This window comes from Serinicoccus kebangsaanensis, assembly GCF_008919445.1.
Taxonomy (GTDB): Bacteria; Actinomycetota; Actinomycetes; order Actinomycetales; family Dermatophilaceae; genus Ornithinicoccus; species Ornithinicoccus kebangsaanensis.
Genome location: NZ_VSLG01000002.1, coordinates 171,589 through 192,981, shown reverse-complemented (window position 1 = coordinate 192,981; position 21,393 = coordinate 171,589). Strand labels below are relative to the sequence as shown.

Below are 21,393 nucleotides of genomic sequence, written 5' to 3'. Positions count from 1 at the left end.
AGCGTGCGCGAGGGGGGAGTTGAACCCCCACGCCCTTGCGGGCACACGGACCTGAACCGTGCGCGTCTGCCTATTCCGCCACTCGCGCGAGTGCCGAGCAAGACTATCACTGCGCCCAGCCCGCCCCCTAATCCGCCGGGCGGCCCGGGACGGCATCCGCGCGCGGGGCCAGCCTCCAGGTTCCTCCCACCCGTGGCGGCTACCATCGAGGGCGCCAGCCATGAACCGTGCCATCAGTCAGGAGAGGGCCGTGGGTGTCTTCGACAAGCTCGAGCGGGGGCTCGAGCGCGCCGTGAAGCAACCCTTCGCCAAGGTGTTCAAGGCCGAGGTGCAGCCGGTCGAGATCGCCTCCGCCATGCGGGGCGCGATGGACGACCGCGCCGCCGTGCTGGGGCCCGGCCGCACCATGGTCCCCAACGTCTTCACCGTCGAGCTGGCCGAGAGCGACTACGAGCGGCTGTCCTCCTACTCCCGCGCCCTCACCGACGAGCTGGTGGCCGCGGCCGAGGACCACGCCGACGCCCAGCGCTATGTCGCCCCCGGCCCGTTCGAGGTCCGCCTTGTCTCCGGCGACCAGCTGGAGACCGGCATCTTCCGGGTGCGCCCGGCCGCCAAGGACGGCCGCCGTGGTGGCGACCGCGGCGGGGCCCGCGAGTTCGCCGAGGCGCAACAGGTGCAGGACGCGCGCCGCGAGGCACGGGCCCACGAGCGCGAGCAGGCCGAGCGGGAGGGCGAGCGCCGCCCCCGCCACGAGCACAGTGGCACGGACGACGGCTACGAGGAGTCGGCATACCGCCGCCCCAGCGAGCCCGCACGTCGTCCCCGCCGCTCCGGACCCGCGCTGGAGATCGACGGCCGGCAGGTGCGCCTGAGCGCGGCCGTCACCACCCTGGGCCGCGACGAGAGCTGCACGGTCGTCGTCGCCGACCCGGGCGCCTCGCGCAAGCACGCGGAGATCCGCATCAGCCACGACGGCCCGCACCTGCAGGTGATCCTGCGCGACCTCGGCTCCACCAACGGCACCTACCTCAACGGAGAGCAGGTCGGCAGCGAGGAGCTGCGCAACGGCGATCGCATCACCCTGGGACGGACGCACATCACGGTCCAGCTGGAGGGTTGATGGGTGAGCTGACCCTCAACCTGCTGCGGCTGGGCGTGGTGGTGCTCCTCTGGGCCTTCGTCGTGGCGGTCGTGGGAGCGTTGCGCGGCGACCTCTACGGCACCCGCGTCCTGACCCGCAACGCCGGACCGTCCCGCAAGCCCGAGTCCCGCACCGACCGCAAGCAGAAGCGCAACACCCCGACCCACCTCGTCGTGACCGAGGGTCGGCTGCGCGGCACCTCGGTGCCGCTGCACGACTCCGGGGTGCTCGTCGGCCGCAACCCGGAGTGCTCGCTGGTCCTCACCGACGACTACGCCTCCGGCCGCCACCTGCGCATCTACCCGGGCTCGGACGCCTGGTACGCCGACGACCTCGGCTCCACCAACGGCACCGAGGTCAACGGGGAACGGATCGGCACCGGGGCCAGGCTGGACCCGGGCGCCCACATCCGGATCGGCCAGACCGTCCTCGAGCTGCGTCGTTGACCATGGCGCTCGCCCTGCGCTACGCCGCGCGCACCAACATCGGCCTCGGCAGCAAGGCCCGCAACGAGGACTCCGCGTATGCCGGCCCCGAGCTCCTCGTGCTGTGCGACGGCATGGGCGGGCACGCCGCCGGCGACGTCGCCTCCTCCCTGGTGGTCGGCGAGCTGGTCCACCTCGACGGCGAGTCGCACGGCGCGGACGACGCCCTGGACATCCTCGAGCGGGCGATGGACGAGGCCAACCACCGGCTCTCCGAGGTGATGGAGGTCTACCCCGACTCCGACGGGATGGGGACCACCTGCATCGCGATGATGCGGGTCGACACCAAGCTCGCCGTCGCCAACATCGGCGACTCCCGGGCCTACCTGCTGCGGGACGCCCGCCTCACCCAGATCACCACCGACCACTCGTTCGTCCAGAAGCTGCTCGACGAGGGCCGGATCAGCGAGGAGGAGGCGCAGCACCACCCGCAGCGCTCCCTCGTGACCAGGGTCTTCACCGGTCGGCCCGAGGACCGGCCGGACCTGTCCCTGCGCGAGCTGCGGTCCGGTGACCGGGTGCTGATCTGCAGCGACGGCCTGACCGACTACGTCTCCACCGAGGTGGTCACCGAGATCCTCGCCGAGACCGGCCGCACCCCCGGCCAGGTCGCGGACGCGCTCGTGCACACCGCCCTGCGGGCCTCCACCCGCGACAACGTCACCGTGGTCGTCGCCGACGCGGTCTCCCCCGGTGAGGGCACCAGCAAGCCGCAGGTCGTCGGCGCCGCCAGCGAGCGCCGGGGCACCCGCCCGCTCAGCCAGCTCAGCCCCGCCGAGAAGGCCGCCGCCCTGTCCCGGGAGGCGTCCGGCGTCACCGCGGTCCCCGAGGCCCCGGTGCTCGCCGAGGAGCAGAGCCGGCCGTGGGTGCGCGCCCTGCGCTCGGTCGGCATCGGCGTGGCCGTGCTCGCGGTGCTCGTCGCCGGCGGGTGGGCCGGCTGGGCCTGGAGCCAGCAGCAGTACTACGTGGGCGAGCAGGACGGCATGGTCACGATCTACCGCGGCATCTCCCAGGACCTGGGCCCGATCAGCCTGTCCACCGCCGAGGAGCAGACGGACCTGCCGGTCGAGGAGCTGCCGCGCTACTACCAGCGCCGGGTCGAGGGGACCCTGTCGGCCGACGGCCGCGACGGCGCGGACCGCATCGTGGACGACCTGCGGGCGCTCACCGCGGCCGCCTGCGTGCCCACCGTGCTGCTGCCGGACGGCTCGACGGCGACCGAGATCCCCGACGACATGGCCACCGTCACCGCCGACAGCCTCGACGAGGCCGGCTCACCGACCGTGGAGTCGTTGCAGGACTCCCTCGACCTGGGCAGCGGTGCCCTGGCCGGGTCCGACGCCCCCACCTCCGGCGCCGAGCCCACCGGGGCCGACGCCGAGCCGACCGCCACGGTCGTCTGGCCGGAGGGGTGCCCGTGAGCACCACCAGCCCCGCCCCCTCCACCGTCACCAGCCTGCGGGTGCGCAGCGGCCGCACCGTCGAGCTGCTGCTCGTCGTGCTGGCGGTCGGCATCGTCACCCTCGCCTACGTCACCGTCAACCTCACCGCGGTCGGCGAGCTCCCCACCGACGTGTGGTGGCACGTGGGCCTGTTCGGGGCGCTCGCCCTCGGGCTGCACGTCGTGCTGCGCCTCCGGGCCCGGTATGCCGACCCGCTGCTACTGCCGCTCGCGACCCTCCTCAACGGGCTGGGGCTGGTGATGATCCACCGGATCGACCTGGTCCAGGTGGCGGGCGGGACGTCCGGGGTGGCCAGCCGGCAGCTGTTGTGGACCGGGCTGGCGATGGCGATGGCCGCCGCGGTGCTGGTGCTGCTCCCGGACCACCGGGTGCTGCGCCGCTACACCTACATCGCGATGGCGCTCGGCTTCGTGCTGCTGCTGCTGCCGATGCTGCCCGTCATCGGGCAGACGGTGAACGGCTCCCGGCTGTGGATCCGGATCGGCCCGTTCAGCTTCCAGCCCGGCGAGCTGGCCAAGATCGCGGTCGCCGTCTTCTTCGCCGGCTACCTCGTCTCCACCCGGGACGCGCTGTCGCTCGTCGGGCGACGCGTGCTCGGGCTGCAGCTGCCGCGGGCCCGGGACCTGGGGCCGATCCTCGTCGCCTGGTCGCTGTCCGTGCTCATCCTGGTGCTGCAGCGCGACCTCGGCTCCTCGCTGCTGTTCTTCGGGCTGTTCGTGGCGGTGCTCTACGTCGCGACCGAGCGCACCAGCTGGATCGTCATCGGGCTCAGCCTCTTCGTCGGCGGCTGCGTGCTGGCCTGGCGCCTCTTCGACCACGTCCAGGCGCGGGTCACGCTCTGGCTGGACCCCTTCGCCCCGGAGCAGTCCGACCAGGTGGCCAAGGGGTTGATGGGGCTGGCCCACGGCGGCATCTTCGGTGCCGGGCTCGGCAACGGCTTCCCCTACATCACCTACTACGCCAACAGCGACTACATCGTCGGCAGCTTCGGCGAGGAGCTGGGCATGGTCGGGCTGTTCGCCCTGCTCATGCTCTACGCCCTGCTCGTCGAGCGCGGTCTGCGGACCGCCATCGGCTCCCGCGACGGCTTCGGCAAGCTGCTCGCGGTCGGCCTGTCCTTCACCGTGGCGCTGCAGGTCTTCGTCATCGTCGGCGGCATCACCCGGGTCATCCCGCTCACCGGCCTCACCACGCCGTTCCTGTCCGCCGGCGGGTCCTCGCTGCTGGCGAACTGGATCATCGTGGCGCTGCTGCTCCGGATCAGCGACCACGCGCGCCGCCCCATCTCCGAGCGGAGCCAGGACCCCAGCATCGACGCCGCCGAGCGGACGGAGGCGAGCACATGAACACCCCCATCCGCCGGCTCGCCCTCGTGGTCTTCGCCATGTTCACCGCGCTGCTGCTCTCCACCACCTGGATCCAGTTCGTCCAGGCCGAGGACCTGCGCGAGCGCCCCGGAAACCGGCGCACCCTGATCGAGAACTACAGCCGCGACCGCGGCGCGATCCTCGTCGACGGCACCCCGATCGCCACGTCCGAGCGCACCGACGACGAGCTCGAGTGGTTGCGCCGCTACGACCAGGCGCGGAGGTATGCCCACCTCACCGGCTACTACTCCTTCACCTACGGCGCCGGGCTGGGGCTCGAGCGGTCCGAGGACTCGGTCCTGGCCGGCACCGACGACAGCCTCTTCTACCAGCGGCTCTCGGACGTGGTCACGGGCACCCCCACCTCGGGCGCCTCGATCGAGCTCACCATCGACCCCGCGGTGCAGGCGGCGGCCGCGCAGGCCCTCGGGGACCGGCGCGGCGCCGCCGTGGCGCTGGACCCGCGGACCGGGGAGATCCTCGCCATGGTGAGCCAGCCGACGTTCGACCCGAACGCCCTGTCCAGCCACCAGCTCAGCGCCGTGGACGAGGCATACACCAGCCTGACCGAGGACCCCACCGACCCGCTGGTGAACCGCGCCATCGGCGGCGACCTCTACCCGCCCGGGTCGGTGTTCAAGCTGGTGCTGGCCGCGGCGGCCCTGGAGTCGGGCGAGTACGAGCCGGACACCGAGCTCGAGGGCGGCCTGACCTACACGCTGCCCGGCACCGAGACGACGCTGCCCAACTTCGGCGGGGCGGCCTGCGACCCCGAGGACCGGCCGACCCTGGCGGAGTCGGTGCAGGTCTCCTGCAACACCTCCTTCGCCTGGCTGGCCGGGGAGCTCGGGGCGGACGCGGTGCGTGAGCAGGCCGAGGCCTTCGGCTTCGGGCAGCCGCTGGAGGTGCCGATGAGCGTCACGCCGTCGATCTACCCGGACACCATGGACGACGCCCAGCTGGCTCTGACCGGGATCGGGCAGTTCGAGGTCCGCGAGACCCCCATGCAGGTGGCGATGATCTCCGCCGCGATCGCCAACGGCGGCGTGACGATGACCCCCTACCTGGTGGAGGAGGTGCGCAGCTCCGACGTCGAGGTTATCGAGACCGCCGAGCCGCGCACCCGGTCGCGGGCGGTCTCGCAGGAGTCGGCGAGCCAGCTCACCGAGATGATGACCCAGGTGGTCGAGCAGGGCTCGGGCCAGGCGGCGGCCCTCCCGGGCATCCAGGTCGCCGGGAAGACGGGCACCGCCGAGTTCGGCGAGAACGGCGCGGCGCACGCCTGGTTCACCGGCTTCGCACCGGCGGACGACCCGCAGATCGCGGTGGCGGTGATCGTGGAGTCGGCGACCGACAACTGGGTCGGCGAGACGGGTGGGCTGGTCGCCGCACCGGTGGCCAGGGCCATGCTCGAGGCAGGAGTGCAGCGATGAGCGACGATCCGACGCAGGCGACGACCCCGCCGGACCCGCAGGCCCGCGTGCTGGGCGGCCGCTACGAGCTCGGTGAGCTCATCGGGCGCGGCGGGATGGCCGACGTCCACGTCGGCCACGACCTGCGGCTGGGCCGCTCGGTCGCGATCAAGGTGCTGCGCACCGACCTCGCCCGCGACTCCTCCTTCCTCGCCCGGTTCCGGCGGGAGGCGCAGTCCGCGGCCGGCCTGTCCCACCCCGCCATCGTCGGCGTCTTCGACTCCGGCGAGCAGAGCGTGACCGAGTCCGGCGGGGCCACCGTCCAGGTGCCCTACATCGTCATGGAGCTGGTCGAGGGCAGGACGCTGCGCGAGCTGCTCAACGAGCACCGGACCCTGGAGCCGGACGAGGCGGCCCGGATCACCGCGTCCGTCCTCTCCGCGCTGGAGTATGCCCACGAGCGCGGCCTGGTGCACCGGGACATCAAGCCGGCCAACGTCATGGTCACCGAGGCCGGAGCGGTCAAGGTGATGGACTTCGGCATCGCCCGGGCGATCGCCGACACGGCGGCGACGATGACCCAGACCCAGGCGGTCATGGGCACCGCGCGCTACCTGTCGCCGGAGCAGGCGCAGGGCCTGGACGTCGACGGCCGTTCCGACCTCTACTCCGTCGGCTGCCTGCTCTACGAGCTGCTGGTGGGGCGGACCCCCTTCCAGGGCGACCCGGTCTCCCTGGTCTACCAGCACCTGGGCGAGGCGCCCAAGGCTCCGTCGACGCACGCGGCCCGGCTGCCGCAGGCCCTCGACGCGATCTCGCTGCACGCCCTGGAGAAGAAGCCGGAGGACCGCTACCAGGACGCCGGCGAGTTCCGCTCCGACCTCAACGCCGCGCGCGCCGACGAGCCGGTCTCCTCGGCCGCCCAGGCGACCTTCGCCCGGGTGCTCGGCACCGGCGCCGGCGCGGCCGCCGCCGGTGGAGCCGCCGCCGTGGCCACCCAGGCGGTCCCCGTGGCGAGCTCCTCGGGCGCCGGGGCACCGGCATACCAGGAGGAGCCGACGGGGATCTTCCCCGCGACCGGGGCCGACGACGGCTACGAGCGCACCGACGAGCTCCCGGTGCGCGAGCGACGCCACCCGGGTGCCGCGCTGCTGCTCGGCGCCCTGGCCACGGTGGCGCTCGCCGGGGTGGCGTGGGTGCTCTTCCAGGTGCTCGGTCCGAACGGTGACCAAGGACCCGAGATGCTCGTCGTGCCCAGCACCGTCGGCAGCACCGAGGCGGAGGCGCGCACCACCCTGACCTCGGCGGGGTTCACCGTCGACGAGGACGTCCGGCAGCGCAACAGCGACGCGGAGCCGGGGACCGTCATCGAGCAGGACCCGCCGGGCGGCGAGCTGGCCCGGGGCGCGAGCGTGACCCTGACCGTCTCCTCCGGGCCCGAGGCCCGCACCATCCCGCGGTTGCAAGGACTGGAGGAGCAGGCCGCGCGCGACCTGCTCGAGCGCGAGGGCTTCACCAACGTGCGCGGTGACGCCGAGGAGACCGACGACCCGGACTGGGAGGAGGGTCAGGTCGTCTCCAGCGACCCGGGCGAGGGCCAGGAGATCGCCCCCGACGAGGAGATCGTGCTCACCGTCTCCAGCGGTCAGGTCGAGGTGCCCGACCTCGTGGGCCGGGACCAGAACGCGGCCGTGCTGCTGCTGGACGGGCGCACCCTGCAGTGGGAGGTGGAGACCCGGCGCACGACCGAGGCGGATCCCGGGACCGTGCTGGAGCAGTCGGTGGAGGCCGGCGACCTCGTCGACCAGGGCACCACCATCGAGCTGGTGGTGGCGGCCGAGCCGGTGCAGACCCAGACCGAGGTGATCACCGAGACGCAGACCATCACCCCCACCCCGACCGAGCCCGACCCCACCACGCCGGACCCCACGGAGACGCCCACCGAGGAGCCGACGTCGCCGGAGCCCACCTCGCCCGAGCCCACCGAGCCCGGACCGCCCGACGACCCGCCGTCGGACGAGCCACCCACCGAGGATCCGACGGACAGCTGACCGGCGCCCCGGCATACCCACCGCGGTCGGTATGTGTCGCCCCAGCCGCACCTGCCCACCGCGGTCGGTGGCGGTCGCCCCAGCCGCGCATACACACCGCGGTCGGTATGTGTCGCCCGGGCCGCACCTGCCCACCGCGGTCGGTATGTGTCGCCCCAGCCGCACCTACCCACCGCGGTCGGTACGTGTCGCCCCCGCCGCACCTACCCACCGCGGTGGGGTCAGGGGGCGGTGACGGTGGCGTGCTGGGGGCGCACGGCGCCGGAGTATGCCGGCAGCTCGGTCTCCCCGAGGTCGGCGACGGCGTAGCCCAGGCCGATCGCGTCGGCCCAGTCGCGGTAGGTCGACACCACGGGGTCGGCGGCCAGCGCCGCGTGCAGCGCCTCCGTGTCGCCGACCGCGGTGACGGTGTAGGGCGGCGAGTAGACGCGGCCCTGCAGGTAGAGCGTGTTGCCCACGCACTGGACGGCACTGGTCGACACGATCCGCTGGTCCTGGACCATGACCGCCTCGGCGCCCCCGGCCCACAGGGCGTTCACCACCCCCTGCAGGTCCTGCTGGTGCACCACCACGTCGTCCACGGAGTAGCCCTCCGGCAGGGTGTCCAGGCTGTAGCCGGCGTCGTCGAGGGTCACGCTGATCGCCGGTCCCGTCACGGCGACGGCACCGACGCCGAGGGCCAGCTCGTCCGCGGCCCGGCCGTCCAGCACGGCGGCGCTCGAGGTCTGGCCGGAGCGGAGCTGCTCCACCTCGGCACCGAGGTCGTCCGTCTCCCGCGTCAGCTCGCGCACCTGGGCGTCCCGCTCGGTGATGAGGTCGACCAGGTCGGTCGGGGGACCGCCCCCGTCCCGCGCCAGGGACGCGCTCGTCCCGAAGAGGACGCCGGCGACCAGGCAGATCACCGTCACGCCCACGCCCCGGTACCGGCGCGGCGTCGTGCGGCCCTCCACGTCCTCGCTCATCACCCACAGGATATCGGCCGGTTATCCTGAACACTCCCACCACGAAGGAGATGGACGTGCCCGAGTCCCGTGGCCGAGCAGGTGCGCGCAAGCGCGCCGAGCGCACCAGCCAGACGTCGCCCCAGACCCAGGGCCTGCCGGGCAACCCGTCGTGGTTCGTCCCGGTGATGTGCACCCTGATGATCGTCGGGGTGCTCTGGGTGGCCGTCTTCTACGTCACCGGCGGCGAGTGGCCGGTCGCCTCGATCCGCTACTGGAACCTCGGGATCGGGATGGGGCTGATCATGGTCGGCTTCGCCATGGCCACCCGGTGGCGCTAGTTGTCCACAGGTTGTCCCCATCCTGGGGATAGTCACACGCGTGTAACTTCGCCGTCGCCTGCCGGCAACCTCAGCCCAGGCCGAAGGCCGCCGGCCCGATGACCTGCCACAACCGGGCACCCGCGAGCAGGATCAGCACCAGGAACACGCTGGAGAGCGCCGGCCAGGCGAGCCGGCGGCGACGCACCGCCTCGGCCGACCGCCCGGCGGCGGAGGTGAGCACCAGCAGGCCGCCGATGGCCGCACCGGTGAACGCGCCACCGATGTGCGCCTGCCAGGCGATGCCGCCCACGAAGAAGGGCAGTGCCAGGTTGATGCCGATCATCACCAGCAGGGTGGTGGGCACGGTGCCCTGTCGCAGCGCCAGCACGACGAAGAGGAAGAGCAGCCCGAAGATCGCGCCGGACGCACCCACCACCGGCTGGCCCCAGCCCGGGTTGGGCACGGACAGCAGCAGCACCCCCACCGAGCCGCCGATCGCGCAGAGCAGGTAGGTCACCGCGAACTTCGCCCGTCCCAGCGACTCCTCCAGCATCGGGCCGAAGGCGAAGAGGATGTACATGTTGAAGGCGATGTGCAACAGGCTCTGCGGGGAGTGGACGAAGGCGGTGGTGAGCAGCCGCCACGGCTCCACCCCGGCCAGCACGCCGAAGAAGGCCAGCTCCCGGGTCACCGCCGGGTTGGCGAGCTGACCGACATACACCGCCACGCAGATCCCGAGCAGCGTCCAGGTGACGACCGGTCGCCCGGACTGCGCCGGAGCCCCGAAGCGGGTGCGCGCCACGGGTGCCGTGCGCGAGCCCTCCCGCACGCAGTCGACGCACTGGACGCCGACGGCGGCCGGTCGCTGGCAGTCCGGGCAGGTGGGGCGGTCGCACCGCTGGCAGCGGATGTAGCTGGTGCGGTCCGGGTGACGGGGGCAGACGGGTGCGTCGCCCGGCCCCCGCTCACCGGCCGGCGCTCCGGGTATGGACTCGCTCACCAGGTCCTCGGGCGGTCAGCCCTCGACGCTGACCCGCTCGATGACGACCGGCTCGACCGGCTTGTCGCCGGCGCCCGTCGGCACCGCGGCGATCGCGTCGACCACGTCGCGGGAGGCCTGGTCGGCCACCTCGCCGAAGATGGTGTGCTTGCCCTGGAGCCAGGTGGTGGGCTCCACCGTGATGAAGAACTGCGAGCCGTTGGTGCCCTTGCCCATGCGCTTGCCGGCGTTCGCCATGGCCAGCATGTAGGGCTGGGTGAAGTTGTGGTCCGGGCTGATCTCGTCGTCGAAGGTGAAGCCCGGGCCGCCGAAGCCCTCACCGAGCGGGCACCCGCCCTGGATCATGAACCCCGGGATGATCCGGTGGAACAGCAGCCCGTCGTAGAACGGCTGCGGGTTGGTGCGCCCGGCCTCGTCGGAGTACTCCTTCTCCCCGGTCGCCAGGCCGGTGAAGTTGGCGACCGTCTTGGGCGCCGCGTGCTCGAAGAGCTCGATCGCGATGTCGCCATGATTGGTGTGCAGCGTCACGTTCATGCCCCCAGTTTCGCACGGTCGGTATGCCGCCCCTCCCCGGCCGTGGCGCGGGGCAGGGTGAGGTGGAGTTCGGCAGCGGGACAGGGCAGGATGGGACCAGACCGACAACAGGAGGGACAGCACGTGTTCTTCAAGACCGATGCCGAGCGGGCCGCCGCCGAGGCGGCCCAGGCCCGGCAGGACGCCAGCAGGGCCGGCGCCAGCGCCGCCTCGGGGGCACGCAACCTCGGTGCCGCCGTCCTGGCGACGCTCGCCGAGGTGACCGCCCCCAAGGACGACACCTCGGGCCGACGGCACGCGCAGAAGGCCAGGGCCAAGGCGCTCAAGGCCGCGGGCAAGGACCGCTCCTCCGCGGCGAAGGCCGCCACCAAGGCCAGGGACGCCGCGGGCCGGGCCGGCAAGCACGGCAGGGTGGCCCTGGACAAGCAGTCCGACAAGGCCGGCGGTCGCGCCGCTGCCCTGGGTGGTCTGGCCAGCAGCCACGCCTCCCGCCTGGCGGACGAGGCCCGCACCCAGGGTGCGCACGCCGGCCAGGCGCTGCGCCACCAGTCGGAGGCGCTGCGCCAGCATGGCGGTCACGCGGCCGAGAGCCTGCGCGACCGGGGGTCGGAGGCGCTGCACCGCGCCCGCGACGCCGGCCCGCTCGGTGAGGCGACCGTCGCGAAGGCCGGGGCCGGTGCCGCCGCCCTCGCCGGGCTGGCCGCGACCACCCGCGACCGCGCGGTGTCCGGTCTCGACCACGGGATCGACGCCGCAGTGCCCCGCGCGCAGGAAAGTCTCTCCGGGGTCGCCCCGGTGGTGGACCACGTCCGTGACCTGATCAACGACGAGCTGCTGCCCAAGATCCAGGAGATGCTCGGCGAGGTGCAGTCGGGCAAGGACCGCCTGCTCGCGCAGGACGAGGGCGTCGTCGCCACGGTCACCGGCGCGCCGAAGGCCAAGGGGCGCAAGGGCGGCACGCTCATCGCCCTGGGCCTGCTCGCGGCCGTCGGTGCGGGTGTCGCCTGGTGGCTCAGCCAGCAGCAGCAGCCGGCCGCCGACCCCTGGGCGGACAAGGACACCCAGCGGGACCCGTGGGCCGGCAGCAGCACCTCCTCCGGCTCGGGTGCGGCGACCGCCGCGCCCGCGGTGGCCGCCACCACCTCGGCTGCGGCCACGTCCACCACCGAGAGGGAGACCACCATGAGCAACGACGCTCACGACGACACCACCGGCACGTCCGCCGACGGCCCGGCCGCGGAGCAGGCGGACGGCCCCGAGCAGACCGCCGCGCAGCAGACCACCGCGGACGAGGGCTCCGAGACCGCGGCCCCCGCGCTGACCGACGACGGCTCGCCCCGGATGCTCGACACCGAGCAGATCGACGACCTCGGCACGGACACGCCCAGCTCCGTGGACGAGCAGGGCGTCGGCGAGTCGCCCACCGAGGAGATCGAGCACGCCCGGAGCCACCAGCACGACGCGCTCCCGCACGCGGCGGACGACGACTCCGACGAGGACACGCCGAAGCAGGTCTGAGCCGGCACCCGGCACCTGCCGCCGACGAGGCGCCCACCAGGCGGTGGGCGCCTCGTCGCGTCCGGCGACGCACGCCTGACGACACACCGTCGACCGTCCCCGACCTGCGCCGGAGCCGACCCTAGATTGGGCGACAGCGGTCCCCGGTCCGGTCGACGAAGGAGGTGGCACGGCAGATGTCGCTGCCCGCCTCTCACCCGAACCCGGAGGCCGACGACGCTCCCGTCCCCGGCGGCGAGCGCGCCCTGGTGGATCCAGGACGGCCCGCCACGCACGCGACACCGGCGGCGCGGCATACCGACACCCCGTCGACGCTCGAGGCCGACAGCGCGCCCCGGCGGCCACGGCGCGGCGGTCGCGGCCCGACCGACGTCGACCCGCGCCCGGGTCACATCCCGGGTCTGGACGGGCTCCGGGCCCTGGCGATCATCGCGGTGCTCGCCTACCACTTCGTGCCCGCCACGCTCCCCGGCGGCTTCCTCGGCGTCGACGTCTTCTTCGTGGTCAGCGGCTTCCTCATCACGACGCTGCTGCTGCGCGAGGTGGACCGCACCGGCCGGGTGGACCTGCTCACCTTCTGGCGCCGTCGCGCCCGACGGCTGCTGCCCCCGCTGGCCCTGGTCGTCGTCACCAGCGTGGTGGTCGGCCGGATCGTCGGCGGAGACCTGCTGGTCGGGATCGGCCGGCAGACCCTCGGGGCACTGACCTTCACCAGCAACTGGCTGGAGATCGCGGCCGGGTCGAGCTACTTCCACAGCACCAGCCCGATCCTCTTCGTCAACTTCTGGAGCCTCGCGGTCGAGGAGCAGTTCTACCTGCTCTGGCCGCTCACCCTCGTCGTGGTGCTGGCCTTCGCGCCGGGCACCCGCTCCCGCGTCGGCGCGGTGGCAGCCGTCGGCCTGGCCTCGACCGTCCTCATGGCCACCCTGTTCGACCCCGGGCAGGACGCCACCCGGGTGTACTACGGCACCGACACCCACCTGGTCGGGCTGATGGGAGGCGCCGCGCTGGCCCTGGCCTGGGCGGACCCGCGGCACCGCGCCGGCCTGCGGAGCCGTCGCTGGCGCCGGGTGCGCGGCCCTGCCGTCCTGGGCGCGCTGCTGACCCTGGCCGCCCTCATGCTCTGGACCAGCGAGGACTCGGCGCTGACCTTCCGGGGTGGGATCGCGCTGGCGTCGCTGGCCACGGTCGTCCTCATCGCCGGGCTGCTCGAGGCCCCGTCCGCGTGGCGGCGGCTGATGTCGCTGCGGCCGCTGGTGTGGCTCGGTGGCCGTTCCTACGGGATCTACCTGTGGCACTGGCCGGTCCTGGTCATCGCGGGCGTGCTCGTGCCGTATGCCGCCGGCACCGTCCGCGGCGCCCTCGTCCTGGTCGGGGCGCTCCTGGCGACCCTCGTCCTGGCGGAGGCCTCCTGGCGGCTGCTCGAGGTGCCGGTGCGGCGCCGGGGCATCCGGGCCAGCATCGGCGACGTCGGCAGCTGGTTCACCCGCGGCTGGCACCGCAGCCGACTGCCGCGCATCGTCGCCGCCGGGCTGGTGCTGCTCCTGGTCGGCACCGTGGTCGCCCTCGCGACGGCACCGGAGAAGTCGGCGACCCAGCGGCAGATCGAGGAGTCGCAGGCCCGGATCGACAACACGCAGCCGGCCGCCCCCGACCTCACCCCGGCCGGGCGCGAGGCCGGGGCAGCGGGTGCCTGGCTGGGGAGCACCGCGGGCGGCGGTGCCGCCAGCGGGGAGGACGACGGCGACGCCGGCTCCGGCTCCGACGGGGGCGCGAAGGACGCGAAGGAGAAGGAGACCCAGGACAAGGACCAGAAGGACTCCGCGGCGGCGGCTCCGGCCCCCGGCGAGGTGCAGGTGCGCGGCTCCACCTTCCGCCCGGACGAGGACGGCCTGGTCGTGCCCTCCGGGGCCGACCTCACCGCGATCGGCGACTCGCTCGTCGTGACCAGCGCCGACGGCCTGTCCTACCGCTTCCCCGACACGTCCTACGTCGCCCAGTCGAACCGACAGTGGGGCGATGCCGCGGCGATCGTCTCCTCGGCCCTGGAGGCCGGCGAGATCCGCGGCAACGTGGTGCTGCACCTCGGGACCAACGCGGGGGTCGACGAGGCGGCGCTGCGCGAGGTGCTCGACCTGCTCGGCCCCGAGCGCAACGTCGTGGTCATGGACCTCTACGTCCAGGCGCCGTTCACGCAGGAGTCCAACGAGGCGATCCGCAGGGTCGTCTCCGACTACCCGAACGCCGTGGTCGGCGAGTGGCGCGCCACGATCAGCAAGCGCCCCGAGGTGCTGCAGAGCGACCAGGTCCACCCCGACATCGACGGTATGCACGTGTATGCCGCGGTGGTGGCCCGGGCCTTCGACCAGCTGGCCGACCAGGGCTGAGCGGACGCACCCGCCCCACTCCCGCCCGCCGCCCCGATGTGGCAGGCTCAGACCTGTGAACATCGTCCTCGTCGAGCCGCACTTCCCGAAGAACCAGCGTGAGTTCGCCCGGGCCCTCGCGGGGACCGGTGCCAACGTCATCGGCATCGGCGAGACCCCGCTGGACTACCTGGACGACCAGCTGAAGTCGTGGATGGTGCACTACGAGCAGGTTGGCTCGGTCACCGACCGGCGGCAGATGACCGACGCCGTGCGCCGGGTGCAGTCCATGGTGTGGGTCGACCGGATGGAGTCGACGATCGAGTCGCACCAGCTGGTCGCCGCCCAGGTCCGCGAGGACCTGGGCATACCCGGCACCTCGGTGCGCACCACCTGGCTGTGCCGCGACAAGCCGTCGATGAAGGAGGCGCTGCGCGCCGCCGGGGTGCCGACCGCCGCGTCGACCGGCGCCGACGACGCCGACCAGGTCCGTGACTTCGCCCGGCGGGTGGGCTACCCCCTCATCCTCAAGCCGCGGGACGCCGCCGGGGCGGCCGACACCGTGCGGGTCGACAACGACACCGAGCTCGCCGCGGCGCTGGAGCGGATGGGCCGCTACTCCTCGATCGCGGTGGAGGAGTTCATCGAGGGGCACGAGGGGTTCTACGACACCGTCTCGGTGGACGGCCGGATCGCCGTCGACTTCGCCTCGCACTACTTCCCCGGCGTCCTCGAGGCGATGCGGACCCGGTGGATCTCGCCGCAGTTCGTGGCCACCAACCGGATCGACGGCGGCGGCCTCTACGACGAGATCCGGGAGATGGGTCACCGGGTCAACGAGGCGCTCGGGATCGGCACCTCCGCCACCCACATGGAGTGGTTCCACGGACCCAAGGGCCTGAAGTTCTCCGAGATCGGCTGCCGGCCGCCGGGGGTGGGGTGCTGGGACCTCTACTGCGCGGCCAACGACATGGACGTCTACACCGCCTGGGCCCAGGCGGTGGTGCACGGCGAGGTGCGCGAGCACGCGAGCCGCAGCCACAGCGCCGGCATCGTGGCGCTGCGGCCGGACCGGGACGGTGTCATCACCGGCTACAGCGGCCTGGAGGACATCGAGAACCGCTACGGCCGGTGGATCATCGACGCGCACGTGCCGGTGGCCGGCACCGGCACGCAGCCGGTCGAGGCGGGCTTCATGGCCAACGCGTGGATCCGGATGCGGCACCCGGACTTCGACGCGCTCCGGGGCATGCTCGACGACGTGGGGCGCACGGTGCACGTCCATGCCGGCTGAGGCCGACACCCCCACCGCCCCCGACGCGAGGTCCGATCCGCGCATCACCCTGCTCGGCCCGCAACGGGACCCGCAGCTGGACCAGGTCATGACGTCGCTGGGCCTGGCGACGGCGCGGGTGGCGACGATCACCGCGGGCTGGCGGGACCGGGAGCACGACGACGCCCTTCTCGTGCAGCAGCTCGGGGGGCAGTCGGTCAACCTCGGCCTGTGGCGCCGGATGCAGCAGATCTGGGAGGACGACCCCGAGCTGGAGCGGGCCGACCGGCGTCGCCGCCAGATCCTCACCGAGATGCAGGAGCTGTATGTGATCGGCCTGCAGCACGCGGTCGACGCCCTGGCCCGGATCCGCGGCCACCAGCCCCGGGACGTGCGGGTGCACCGGATGGCGGTGGAGGACGTGCTGGGGATCATGCGCGACCTCGACGAGCGGCACGTCGCCCGGGTGGCCGAGCTGCACCAGGAGTTCTACGCCGTCCACGCCCCGGAGCAGCGGGAGGCCGTGGTCCGCGGGCGGACGGAGGTCGGCCGGCTGGTCGAGGGCTGCGACGCCGTGGTCATCACCGGCGGCCACGTCGGTGTCCTCCTGGGCACGCTGCACATGTTCAACCTGGCCCCCGTGCTGGCGCACGCGGTCGAGGACGAGACCGACCCGTCGGGGGTGCACGCGCGGGTCGACCGGCCGGTCGTCGCCTGGGGGGCCGGCGCGATGGCCCTCACCGAGCGGGTGCTGCTGTTCTACGACGACTCGGTGGTCGCACCAGGAGTCGCGGAGATGCTCATGGACGGCCTGGGTCTCACCCGCGGGCTGGTCACCCTGCCCTCGGCGGCGGACCGGCTGGCGGTCACCGACCCGCTGCGGATGCAGACGCTGGTCAGCCGCTGCCGTCCCCGCCTCGCGCTGCCGCTGGACCGGGGCGACCAGGTCACCCTGACGGCGACCGGGCGGGTGCCCGACGGCGCCCGGGTCTTCAGCGCGGAGGACGGTGCCCGATGAGCCAGCCCCAGGCATACCCCCTGCCGCCGCGGCACAAGGGCAAGCTGGCGATCAACCAGCTGCGGGCGCGCAAGCTGGACGACGAGGTGATCTCCCGGTTCCTGGCCGATCGCGAGGTGCCCGTCGTCGAGGGGGCCAAGTGCACCTTCCTCTACCGCGGCGAGGCCGACGCGGTCGCCGTGCGGCACCGGATCGTGAACCAGCCGCAGCACGTGCCGATGAAGCGGGTGGACGCGCCCGGGCCGACCGTGCCGCTGTGGTACGTCACCATCGAGCTGCCCGCGGCGTCCCGGGTGGAGTACCAGATCGAGGTCCGGGTCGGGGAGGCGGTCGAGACCTTCAACGACCCGCTGAACCCGCACGTCGCGCACAGCCCGGTGGGGTCCTCCAGCGTGTGCCAGGCCGCGGGATACCGGACGCCGGAGTGGGTCACACCGCAGCCGGACGCCCGCCCCGGCGAGCTGGTCGACCTGACCCTGCAGAGCAAGGCGCTGCGGCGCACGACGCACAACCGGGTCTACCTCCCCGCGCGGTTCCGGCGCAGCAGCCACTATCCCCTGCTCGTGGTGCACGACGGCGACGACTACCTCGAGTACGCCGCGATGCGGACCGTGCTGGACAACCTGATCCACGACCTCGACATGGCCGAGACGATCGTGGTCTTCTCCAACCCCGGTGACCGGCTGCGGGAGTACCCGAACTACGCCCCGCACGCCCGGCACCTCACCACTGAGCTGCTGCCGGCGATCGAGGAGCAGCTGCCGGTGATCCGGCGCGCGGACGCGCGGTGCCTCATGGGCGCCAGCTTCGGTGCGGTGGCCTCGCTGTCCACGGCCGCCCGCAACCCCGGCGCGTGGGACAACCTCTTCCTGCAGTCGGGCTCGTTCGTCTTCACCGACATCGGCTCCGACCACGGAGGTGGCCCGGCCTTCGACCCGGTGGTGAAGTTCATGAACCGCTACCGTGAGAGTCCCCGCCGGGTCGCCGAGCGGATGTTCGTCACCTGCGGGGTCTACGAGCCGCTCATCGTGCCCAACCGGTCGATGGTCCCGGTCTTCGAGTCGACCGGGGCGCGGGTGCAGTACGTCGAGTCGCGCGACGGGCACTCGTGGGAGAACTGGCGGGACCGGTTGCGGGACGGGCTGTCCTGGATCTTCCCGGGGCCGCAGAAGCTTGTCTACGAATGAACTGATATATCGACAGAAAGCCGCAGTCATGGAGCGCCTCACCTATCTGCTCGTCGACGGGGAGAACATCGACGCCACCCTCGGCAACTCGATCCTGGGTCGCCGCCCGCAGCCGGAGGAGCGGCCGCGCTGGGACCGTCTGCTCACCTTCACCCAGGAGACGTGGGGGCACAGCGCCAAGGGCCTGTTCTTCCTCAACGCCAGCAGCGGGCTGCCGATGTCCTTCGTCCAGGCCCTGCGCGCGCTCGGCTACGTCCCGGTGCCGCTGTCCGGGACGGCGGAGGAGAAGGTCGTCGACATCGCGATCCAGCGCACGCTGGAGGCGTTGGCGCAACGGCCCGACAACGTCATGCTGGTGAGCCACGACGGCGACTTCCTGGAGGCCGTCACCCCGCTGCTGGACGGCGACCGCCGGGTGGGGCTCATCGCGTTCGAGGAGTTCCGCAACTCGGGATTCCACCAGCTCGTGGCCGAGGGCATGGAGTTCTTCGACCTGGAGCACGACACCCGGGCCTTCAACACCACCCTGCCCCGGCTGCGGATCATCCCGATCGAGGAGTTCGACCCGATGCAGTTCCTCTGACCCGGACCTCAGCGCTGCTGTGACACGAGCACCGCGCTGGTGCCCGGCTCGAGGGCCTCGAAGACGTGCTGCTGGTCCCCCGGGTAGCGCAGGTAGTCACCCGGACCCAACTCGACCGGGTCCGCCTGGTCGCCGGCCCTGGCCCGCCCCGAGATGACCACGACATGCTCCACCGTGCCCGCGGCGTGCGGCTCGGAGACCTTCACCGCCCCTGGCTCGGCCTCGATGCGGTAGAGGTCGCGGCGCACGTGCGGCGGGCTGTGCGAGAGCACGAGGGCGGTGTAGTCGGCCAGGTCGGAGCGGGTCGGGTCGCCCTCCCCGGCGCGGATGAGCGCCCGCTCGGGCTGCGGCGGGTCGATGAGCGCGGAGAACGGCACCCCGAGGGCGGTGGCCAGCGACCACACGGTCTCGACGCCGGGGTTGCCGTGCCCGGCCTCCAGCTGGGACAGGCTGGACTTGGCCATGCCCGCCTGCCGGGCCAGCTCGGACAGGCTCAGTCCGGCCCGTTCGCGCTCGCCACGCACCGCCGCCGCCAGCCGGCTCACCGCCTGGCCGCGTTCTCTATCCCGATCGAAATGTTCGGTTTGACGAACACTACCCATGGTCTGCATCCTAACGGTATGACTGTGGCCGGGCTGGTGCGCGACAGTCCCGCCGTCCGGGCGGGGCTGTCGATCGCGGTGGCCACCGGCGCCTACGGCGTCTCCTTCGGCGCCCTGGGCACGGCGAGCGGGCTCGGTGTGCTCGAGGTCTGCGCGCTGAGCCTGCTGACCTTCTCCGGTGGGTCGCAGTTCGCCTTCATCGGCGTGCTCGGGGGCGGGGGATCGGCGGCGTCCGCGGCCGGGGCGTCCACCCTGCTGGGCCTGCGCAACGGGGTCTACGCCATGCAGATGAACGCCCTGCTGCGGCCGCGAGGATGGCGCCGTCTCGCGGCCGCGCAGGTGACCATCGATGAGTCGACGGCGACCGCCCTGGCCCAGGAGGACCCGCGCGAGCGGGCGCGCGGCTTCTGGACCGCGGGGGTGGGGATCTTCCTGCTGTGGAACCTCATGACCCTCGTCGGGGCCCTGGCCGGGGACGCGCTGGGGGACCCCCGGCGCTGGGGCCTGGACGGCGCTGCCGTCGCCGCCTTCTGCGGCCTGCTCTGGCCGCGGCTGCGGGGCCGTGAGCCCTGGTCGATCGCGGCGGTGTGCGCGGTGGTGACGGTGGCCTGCATACCCCTGGTGCCTCCCGGGATCCCGATCCTGGTCGCCGCCGCGGTGGCCGCCGCGATCGGAGGGTGGCAGCTGCGCCGGGAGCAGGCGCGCCCGACGGAGCAGGTGCCGCGGCGATGACCCTCTGGCTATGGATCCTCGGCGCCTGCGCCCTGGCCTACCTCACCAAGCTCAGCGGCTATCTCGTGCCGCAACGGATCCTGGAGTCCCCGGCCCTCGTCCGGATCTCCGCGTGCATGACGGTCGGCCTGCTCGCCTCGTTGGTGATGATGAATGCCGTGGGCGACGGTCAGCGGCTGGCGTTCGACTCGCGCCTGCTGGCCCTGGGCGCGGCGATCGTGGCGCTCCGGATGCGTGCACCCTTCCTCGTCGTGGTCGTGGCGGGAGCCCTGGCCGCCGCCCTGGGCCGGCTGGCCGGGCTGCCCTGACCTGGGCAAGGGTTTGCACCGGATGCACCGTCGAGACTCGTGCATGTCGTGCACAACCTTGCCCAGGGTGGTGCCAGGCTTGAGAATCGCCAGGTGACCACGACCAGCACCCGACCGGTGGCCTGGCTCCCCCTCGTGCTGGGCCTGGCCGGCGTCGCCGTGGCCGCATGGGTCTGGCTGACGCGACCCGGGGTCCTGCTGGCCGGACACCCGTCATACCTGCTGCTCGTGACCCTGGTCGGCGTCGCCGGACTGGCGCTGCTGGCGCTCAGCCTGCGCCCCCGGAAGCGCGCGGGTGGCACCCGCCGCGGACCGGCCTGGCTCCCTGTCCTCGCGCGCGTCGTCCTGGTCACGATCTCGGTGCTCGTGCTGGCGGCGGTGGCCTGGCTGCGGCCCTTCAGCGCGACCCCCGACGCCGCAGCGCTCACGGCGGGCACAGAACGGGTCACCGTCACCGACAGCTCCACACGGATCACGCTGACGCCCGGCAGTGAGGGATTGACCGACGGCCTGGTCTTCCAGCCGGGTGCCCGCGTCGACCCGCGGGCCTACCTACCGGTCCTCACCGAGGTCGCCGGGCAGGGACACCTCGTCGTGATCGTGAAGCAGCCCCTCGCGGTCGGCTTCACCGCACTGGGAGCGCCCGGCGACATCATCGCCGACCATCCGCAGGTGGACCGGTGGAGCATCGGCGGGCACAGCCTCGGCGGGGTCGCCGCGTCGGCGTATGCCGAGGAGCACCCGGGTGAGGTCGACGGGCTCGTCCTGTGGGCGGCATACCCGATCGGGGACCTGAGCGCGCGGGAGGACCTCGAGGTGAGCACGATCTTCGGGAGCGAGGACGGGCTGGCAACACCGGCGGACATCGAGGCGAGCCTGGACCTGCTTCCGCCGCGGACCTCGGTAATCGAGATCAGCGGCGGGGTGCATGCGTTCTTCGGCGACTACGGCGAGCAGCCGGGCGACGGGACACCCGGGGTGGCGCGCGAGGTGGCGCAGGACCACATCGTCCGGGCGACGCTGGAGCTGCTCGACGACGCGACTGCTGACTGAGTCGGTCGACCAGCAACGGCCCGGACATGAGCGAGT

General features: G+C 72.9%; 20 protein-coding genes and 1 tRNA gene. 16 read left to right on the top strand and 5 right to left on the bottom strand.

The features are described 5' to 3' along the window. Window positions 1–4: 4 nt before the first annotated feature. Window positions 5–88, bottom strand: a tRNA-Leu gene (locus tag FXF60_RS03050). Window positions 89–220: 132 nt separating this feature from the next. Here FXF60_RS03050 and FXF60_RS03045 point away from each other — a divergent pair. Genes FXF60_RS03045 through pknB form a run of 6 tightly spaced genes read left to right on the top strand, consistent with a single transcriptional unit; the run spans window position 221 to window position 7,919 of the window. Then, window positions 221–1,120 carry an FHA domain-containing protein gene (locus FXF60_RS03045; RefSeq protein WP_238335671.1) on the top strand — a complete coding sequence of 300 codons (900 nt, stop codon included), beginning with the start codon at window positions 221–223 and terminating at the stop codon, window positions 1,118–1,120. Then, a complete protein-coding gene (locus FXF60_RS03040; protein WP_151523787.1) occupies window positions 1,120–1,587 on the top strand; it encodes an FHA domain-containing protein FhaB/FipA in 468 nt (155 codons plus the stop codon). Before FXF60_RS03045 ends, FXF60_RS03040 begins: the two co-directional genes overlap by 1 nt. A gap of 2 nt (window positions 1,588–1,589) precedes the next feature. Then, the gene (locus FXF60_RS03035) at window positions 1,590–3,047 is read left to right on the top strand and encodes a PP2C family protein-serine/threonine phosphatase (protein WP_151523786.1); all 1,458 of its coding nucleotides are present in this window, start codon (window positions 1,590–1,592) and stop codon (window positions 3,045–3,047) included. After that, window positions 3,038–4,435: an FtsW/RodA/SpoVE family cell cycle protein gene (locus FXF60_RS03030; protein WP_151523785.1), complete on the top strand. Its 1,398-nt coding sequence runs from the start codon at window positions 3,038–3,040 to the stop codon at window positions 4,433–4,435. The genes FXF60_RS03035 and FXF60_RS03030 overlap by 10 nt, the downstream gene beginning before the upstream one ends. Next, window positions 4,432–5,889: a peptidoglycan D,D-transpeptidase FtsI family protein gene (locus FXF60_RS03025; RefSeq protein ID WP_151523784.1), complete on the top strand. Its 1,458-nt coding sequence runs from the start codon at window positions 4,432–4,434 to the stop codon at window positions 5,887–5,889. The genes FXF60_RS03030 and FXF60_RS03025 overlap by 4 nt, the downstream gene beginning before the upstream one ends. Continuing rightward, window positions 5,886–7,919 carry a Stk1 family PASTA domain-containing Ser/Thr kinase gene (gene pknB / locus FXF60_RS03020; RefSeq protein WP_151523783.1) on the top strand — a complete coding sequence of 678 codons (2,034 nt, stop codon included), beginning with the start codon at window positions 5,886–5,888 and terminating at the stop codon, window positions 7,917–7,919. The genes FXF60_RS03025 and pknB overlap by 4 nt, the downstream gene beginning before the upstream one ends. Window positions 7,920–8,140: 221 nt before the next feature. Here pknB and FXF60_RS03015 read toward each other — a convergent pair whose 3' ends face one another. Then, window positions 8,141–8,881: a DUF881 domain-containing protein gene (locus tag FXF60_RS03015; protein ID WP_151523782.1), complete on the bottom strand. Its 741-nt coding sequence runs from the start codon at window positions 8,879–8,881 to the stop codon at window positions 8,141–8,143. Window positions 8,882–8,937: 56 nt separating this feature from the next. Here FXF60_RS03015 and FXF60_RS03010 point away from each other — a divergent pair, with 56 nt between their 5' ends. After that, the gene (locus FXF60_RS03010) at window positions 8,938–9,201 is read left to right on the top strand and encodes a cell division protein CrgA (protein WP_151523781.1); all 264 of its coding nucleotides are present in this window, start codon (window positions 8,938–8,940) and stop codon (window positions 9,199–9,201) included. Between the two features lie 70 nt (window positions 9,202–9,271). Here FXF60_RS03010 and FXF60_RS03005 read toward each other — a convergent pair whose 3' ends face one another. Together FXF60_RS03005 and FXF60_RS03000 are read right to left on the bottom strand one after the other, a co-directional pair. After that, entirely contained in the window at window positions 9,272–10,183 is a 912-nt protein-coding gene (locus FXF60_RS03005) for a rhomboid family intramembrane serine protease (RefSeq protein WP_238335670.1), read from the bottom strand. Window positions 10,184–10,198: 15 nt separating this feature from the next. Beyond that, complete coding sequence (locus FXF60_RS03000) at window positions 10,199–10,717, bottom strand: peptidylprolyl isomerase (protein WP_151523779.1); 519 nt, start codon at window positions 10,715–10,717, stop codon at window positions 10,199–10,201. Between the two features lie 123 nt (window positions 10,718–10,840). Between FXF60_RS03000 and FXF60_RS16425 the strand changes: the two genes are divergently transcribed. The 6 genes from FXF60_RS16425 (at window position 10,841) to FXF60_RS02970 (ending at window position 18,662) form a co-directional block, all read left to right on the top strand. Then, window positions 10,841–12,235 (top strand): flagellar basal body-associated FliL family protein, encoded by a 1,395-nt coding sequence (locus FXF60_RS16425; protein WP_192796569.1) that lies wholly within the window; start codon window positions 10,841–10,843, stop codon window positions 12,233–12,235. Between the two features lie 176 nt (window positions 12,236–12,411). Beyond that, on the top strand, window positions 12,412–14,622 hold the full coding sequence (locus FXF60_RS02990; RefSeq protein ID WP_151523778.1) for an acyltransferase family protein: 2,211 nt from the start codon (window positions 12,412–12,414) through the stop codon (window positions 14,620–14,622). A 55-nt stretch (window positions 14,623–14,677) separates the two neighbouring features. Then, window positions 14,678–15,895, top strand: a complete 1,218-nt coding sequence (locus FXF60_RS02985) for an ATP-grasp domain-containing protein (protein WP_151523777.1) — start codon at window positions 14,678–14,680, stop codon at window positions 15,893–15,895. Next, entirely contained in the window at window positions 15,885–16,892 is a 1,008-nt protein-coding gene (locus FXF60_RS16420) for a type 1 glutamine amidotransferase family protein (protein WP_192796568.1), read from the top strand. Before FXF60_RS02985 ends, FXF60_RS16420 begins: the two co-directional genes overlap by 11 nt. Next, complete coding sequence (locus FXF60_RS02975) at window positions 16,889–18,079, top strand: alpha/beta hydrolase-fold protein (RefSeq protein WP_151523776.1); 1,191 nt, start codon at window positions 16,889–16,891, stop codon at window positions 18,077–18,079. The genes FXF60_RS16420 and FXF60_RS02975 overlap by 4 nt, the downstream gene beginning before the upstream one ends. Window positions 18,080–18,107: 28 nt before the next feature. Beyond that, the gene (locus FXF60_RS02970; protein WP_151523775.1) at window positions 18,108–18,662 is read left to right on the top strand and encodes an NYN domain-containing protein; all 555 of its coding nucleotides are present in this window, start codon (window positions 18,108–18,110) and stop codon (window positions 18,660–18,662) included. A gap of 8 nt (window positions 18,663–18,670) precedes the next feature. Here FXF60_RS02970 and FXF60_RS02965 read toward each other — a convergent pair whose 3' ends face one another. Then, window positions 18,671–19,207, bottom strand: a complete 537-nt coding sequence (locus tag FXF60_RS02965; RefSeq protein WP_238335669.1) for a helix-turn-helix domain-containing protein — start codon at window positions 19,205–19,207, stop codon at window positions 18,671–18,673. 75 nt (window positions 19,208–19,282) lie between these two features. Between FXF60_RS02965 and FXF60_RS02960 the strand changes: the two genes are divergently transcribed. The 3 genes from FXF60_RS02960 (at window position 19,283) to FXF60_RS02950 (ending at window position 21,357) form a co-directional block, all read left to right on the top strand. Further along, entirely contained in the window at window positions 19,283–19,996 is a 714-nt protein-coding gene (locus FXF60_RS02960) for an AzlC family ABC transporter permease (RefSeq protein ID WP_151523773.1), read from the top strand. Next, window positions 19,993–20,304, top strand: a complete 312-nt coding sequence (locus FXF60_RS02955) for an AzlD domain-containing protein (RefSeq protein WP_151523772.1) — start codon at window positions 19,993–19,995, stop codon at window positions 20,302–20,304. Before FXF60_RS02960 ends, FXF60_RS02955 begins: the two co-directional genes overlap by 4 nt. Before the next feature lie 93 nt (window positions 20,305–20,397). Beyond that, window positions 20,398–21,357 carry an alpha/beta hydrolase gene (locus tag FXF60_RS02950; RefSeq protein ID WP_192796567.1) on the top strand — a complete coding sequence of 320 codons (960 nt, stop codon included), beginning with the start codon at window positions 20,398–20,400 and terminating at the stop codon, window positions 21,355–21,357. The last annotated feature ends 36 nt before the right edge of the window (window positions 21,358–21,393 follow it).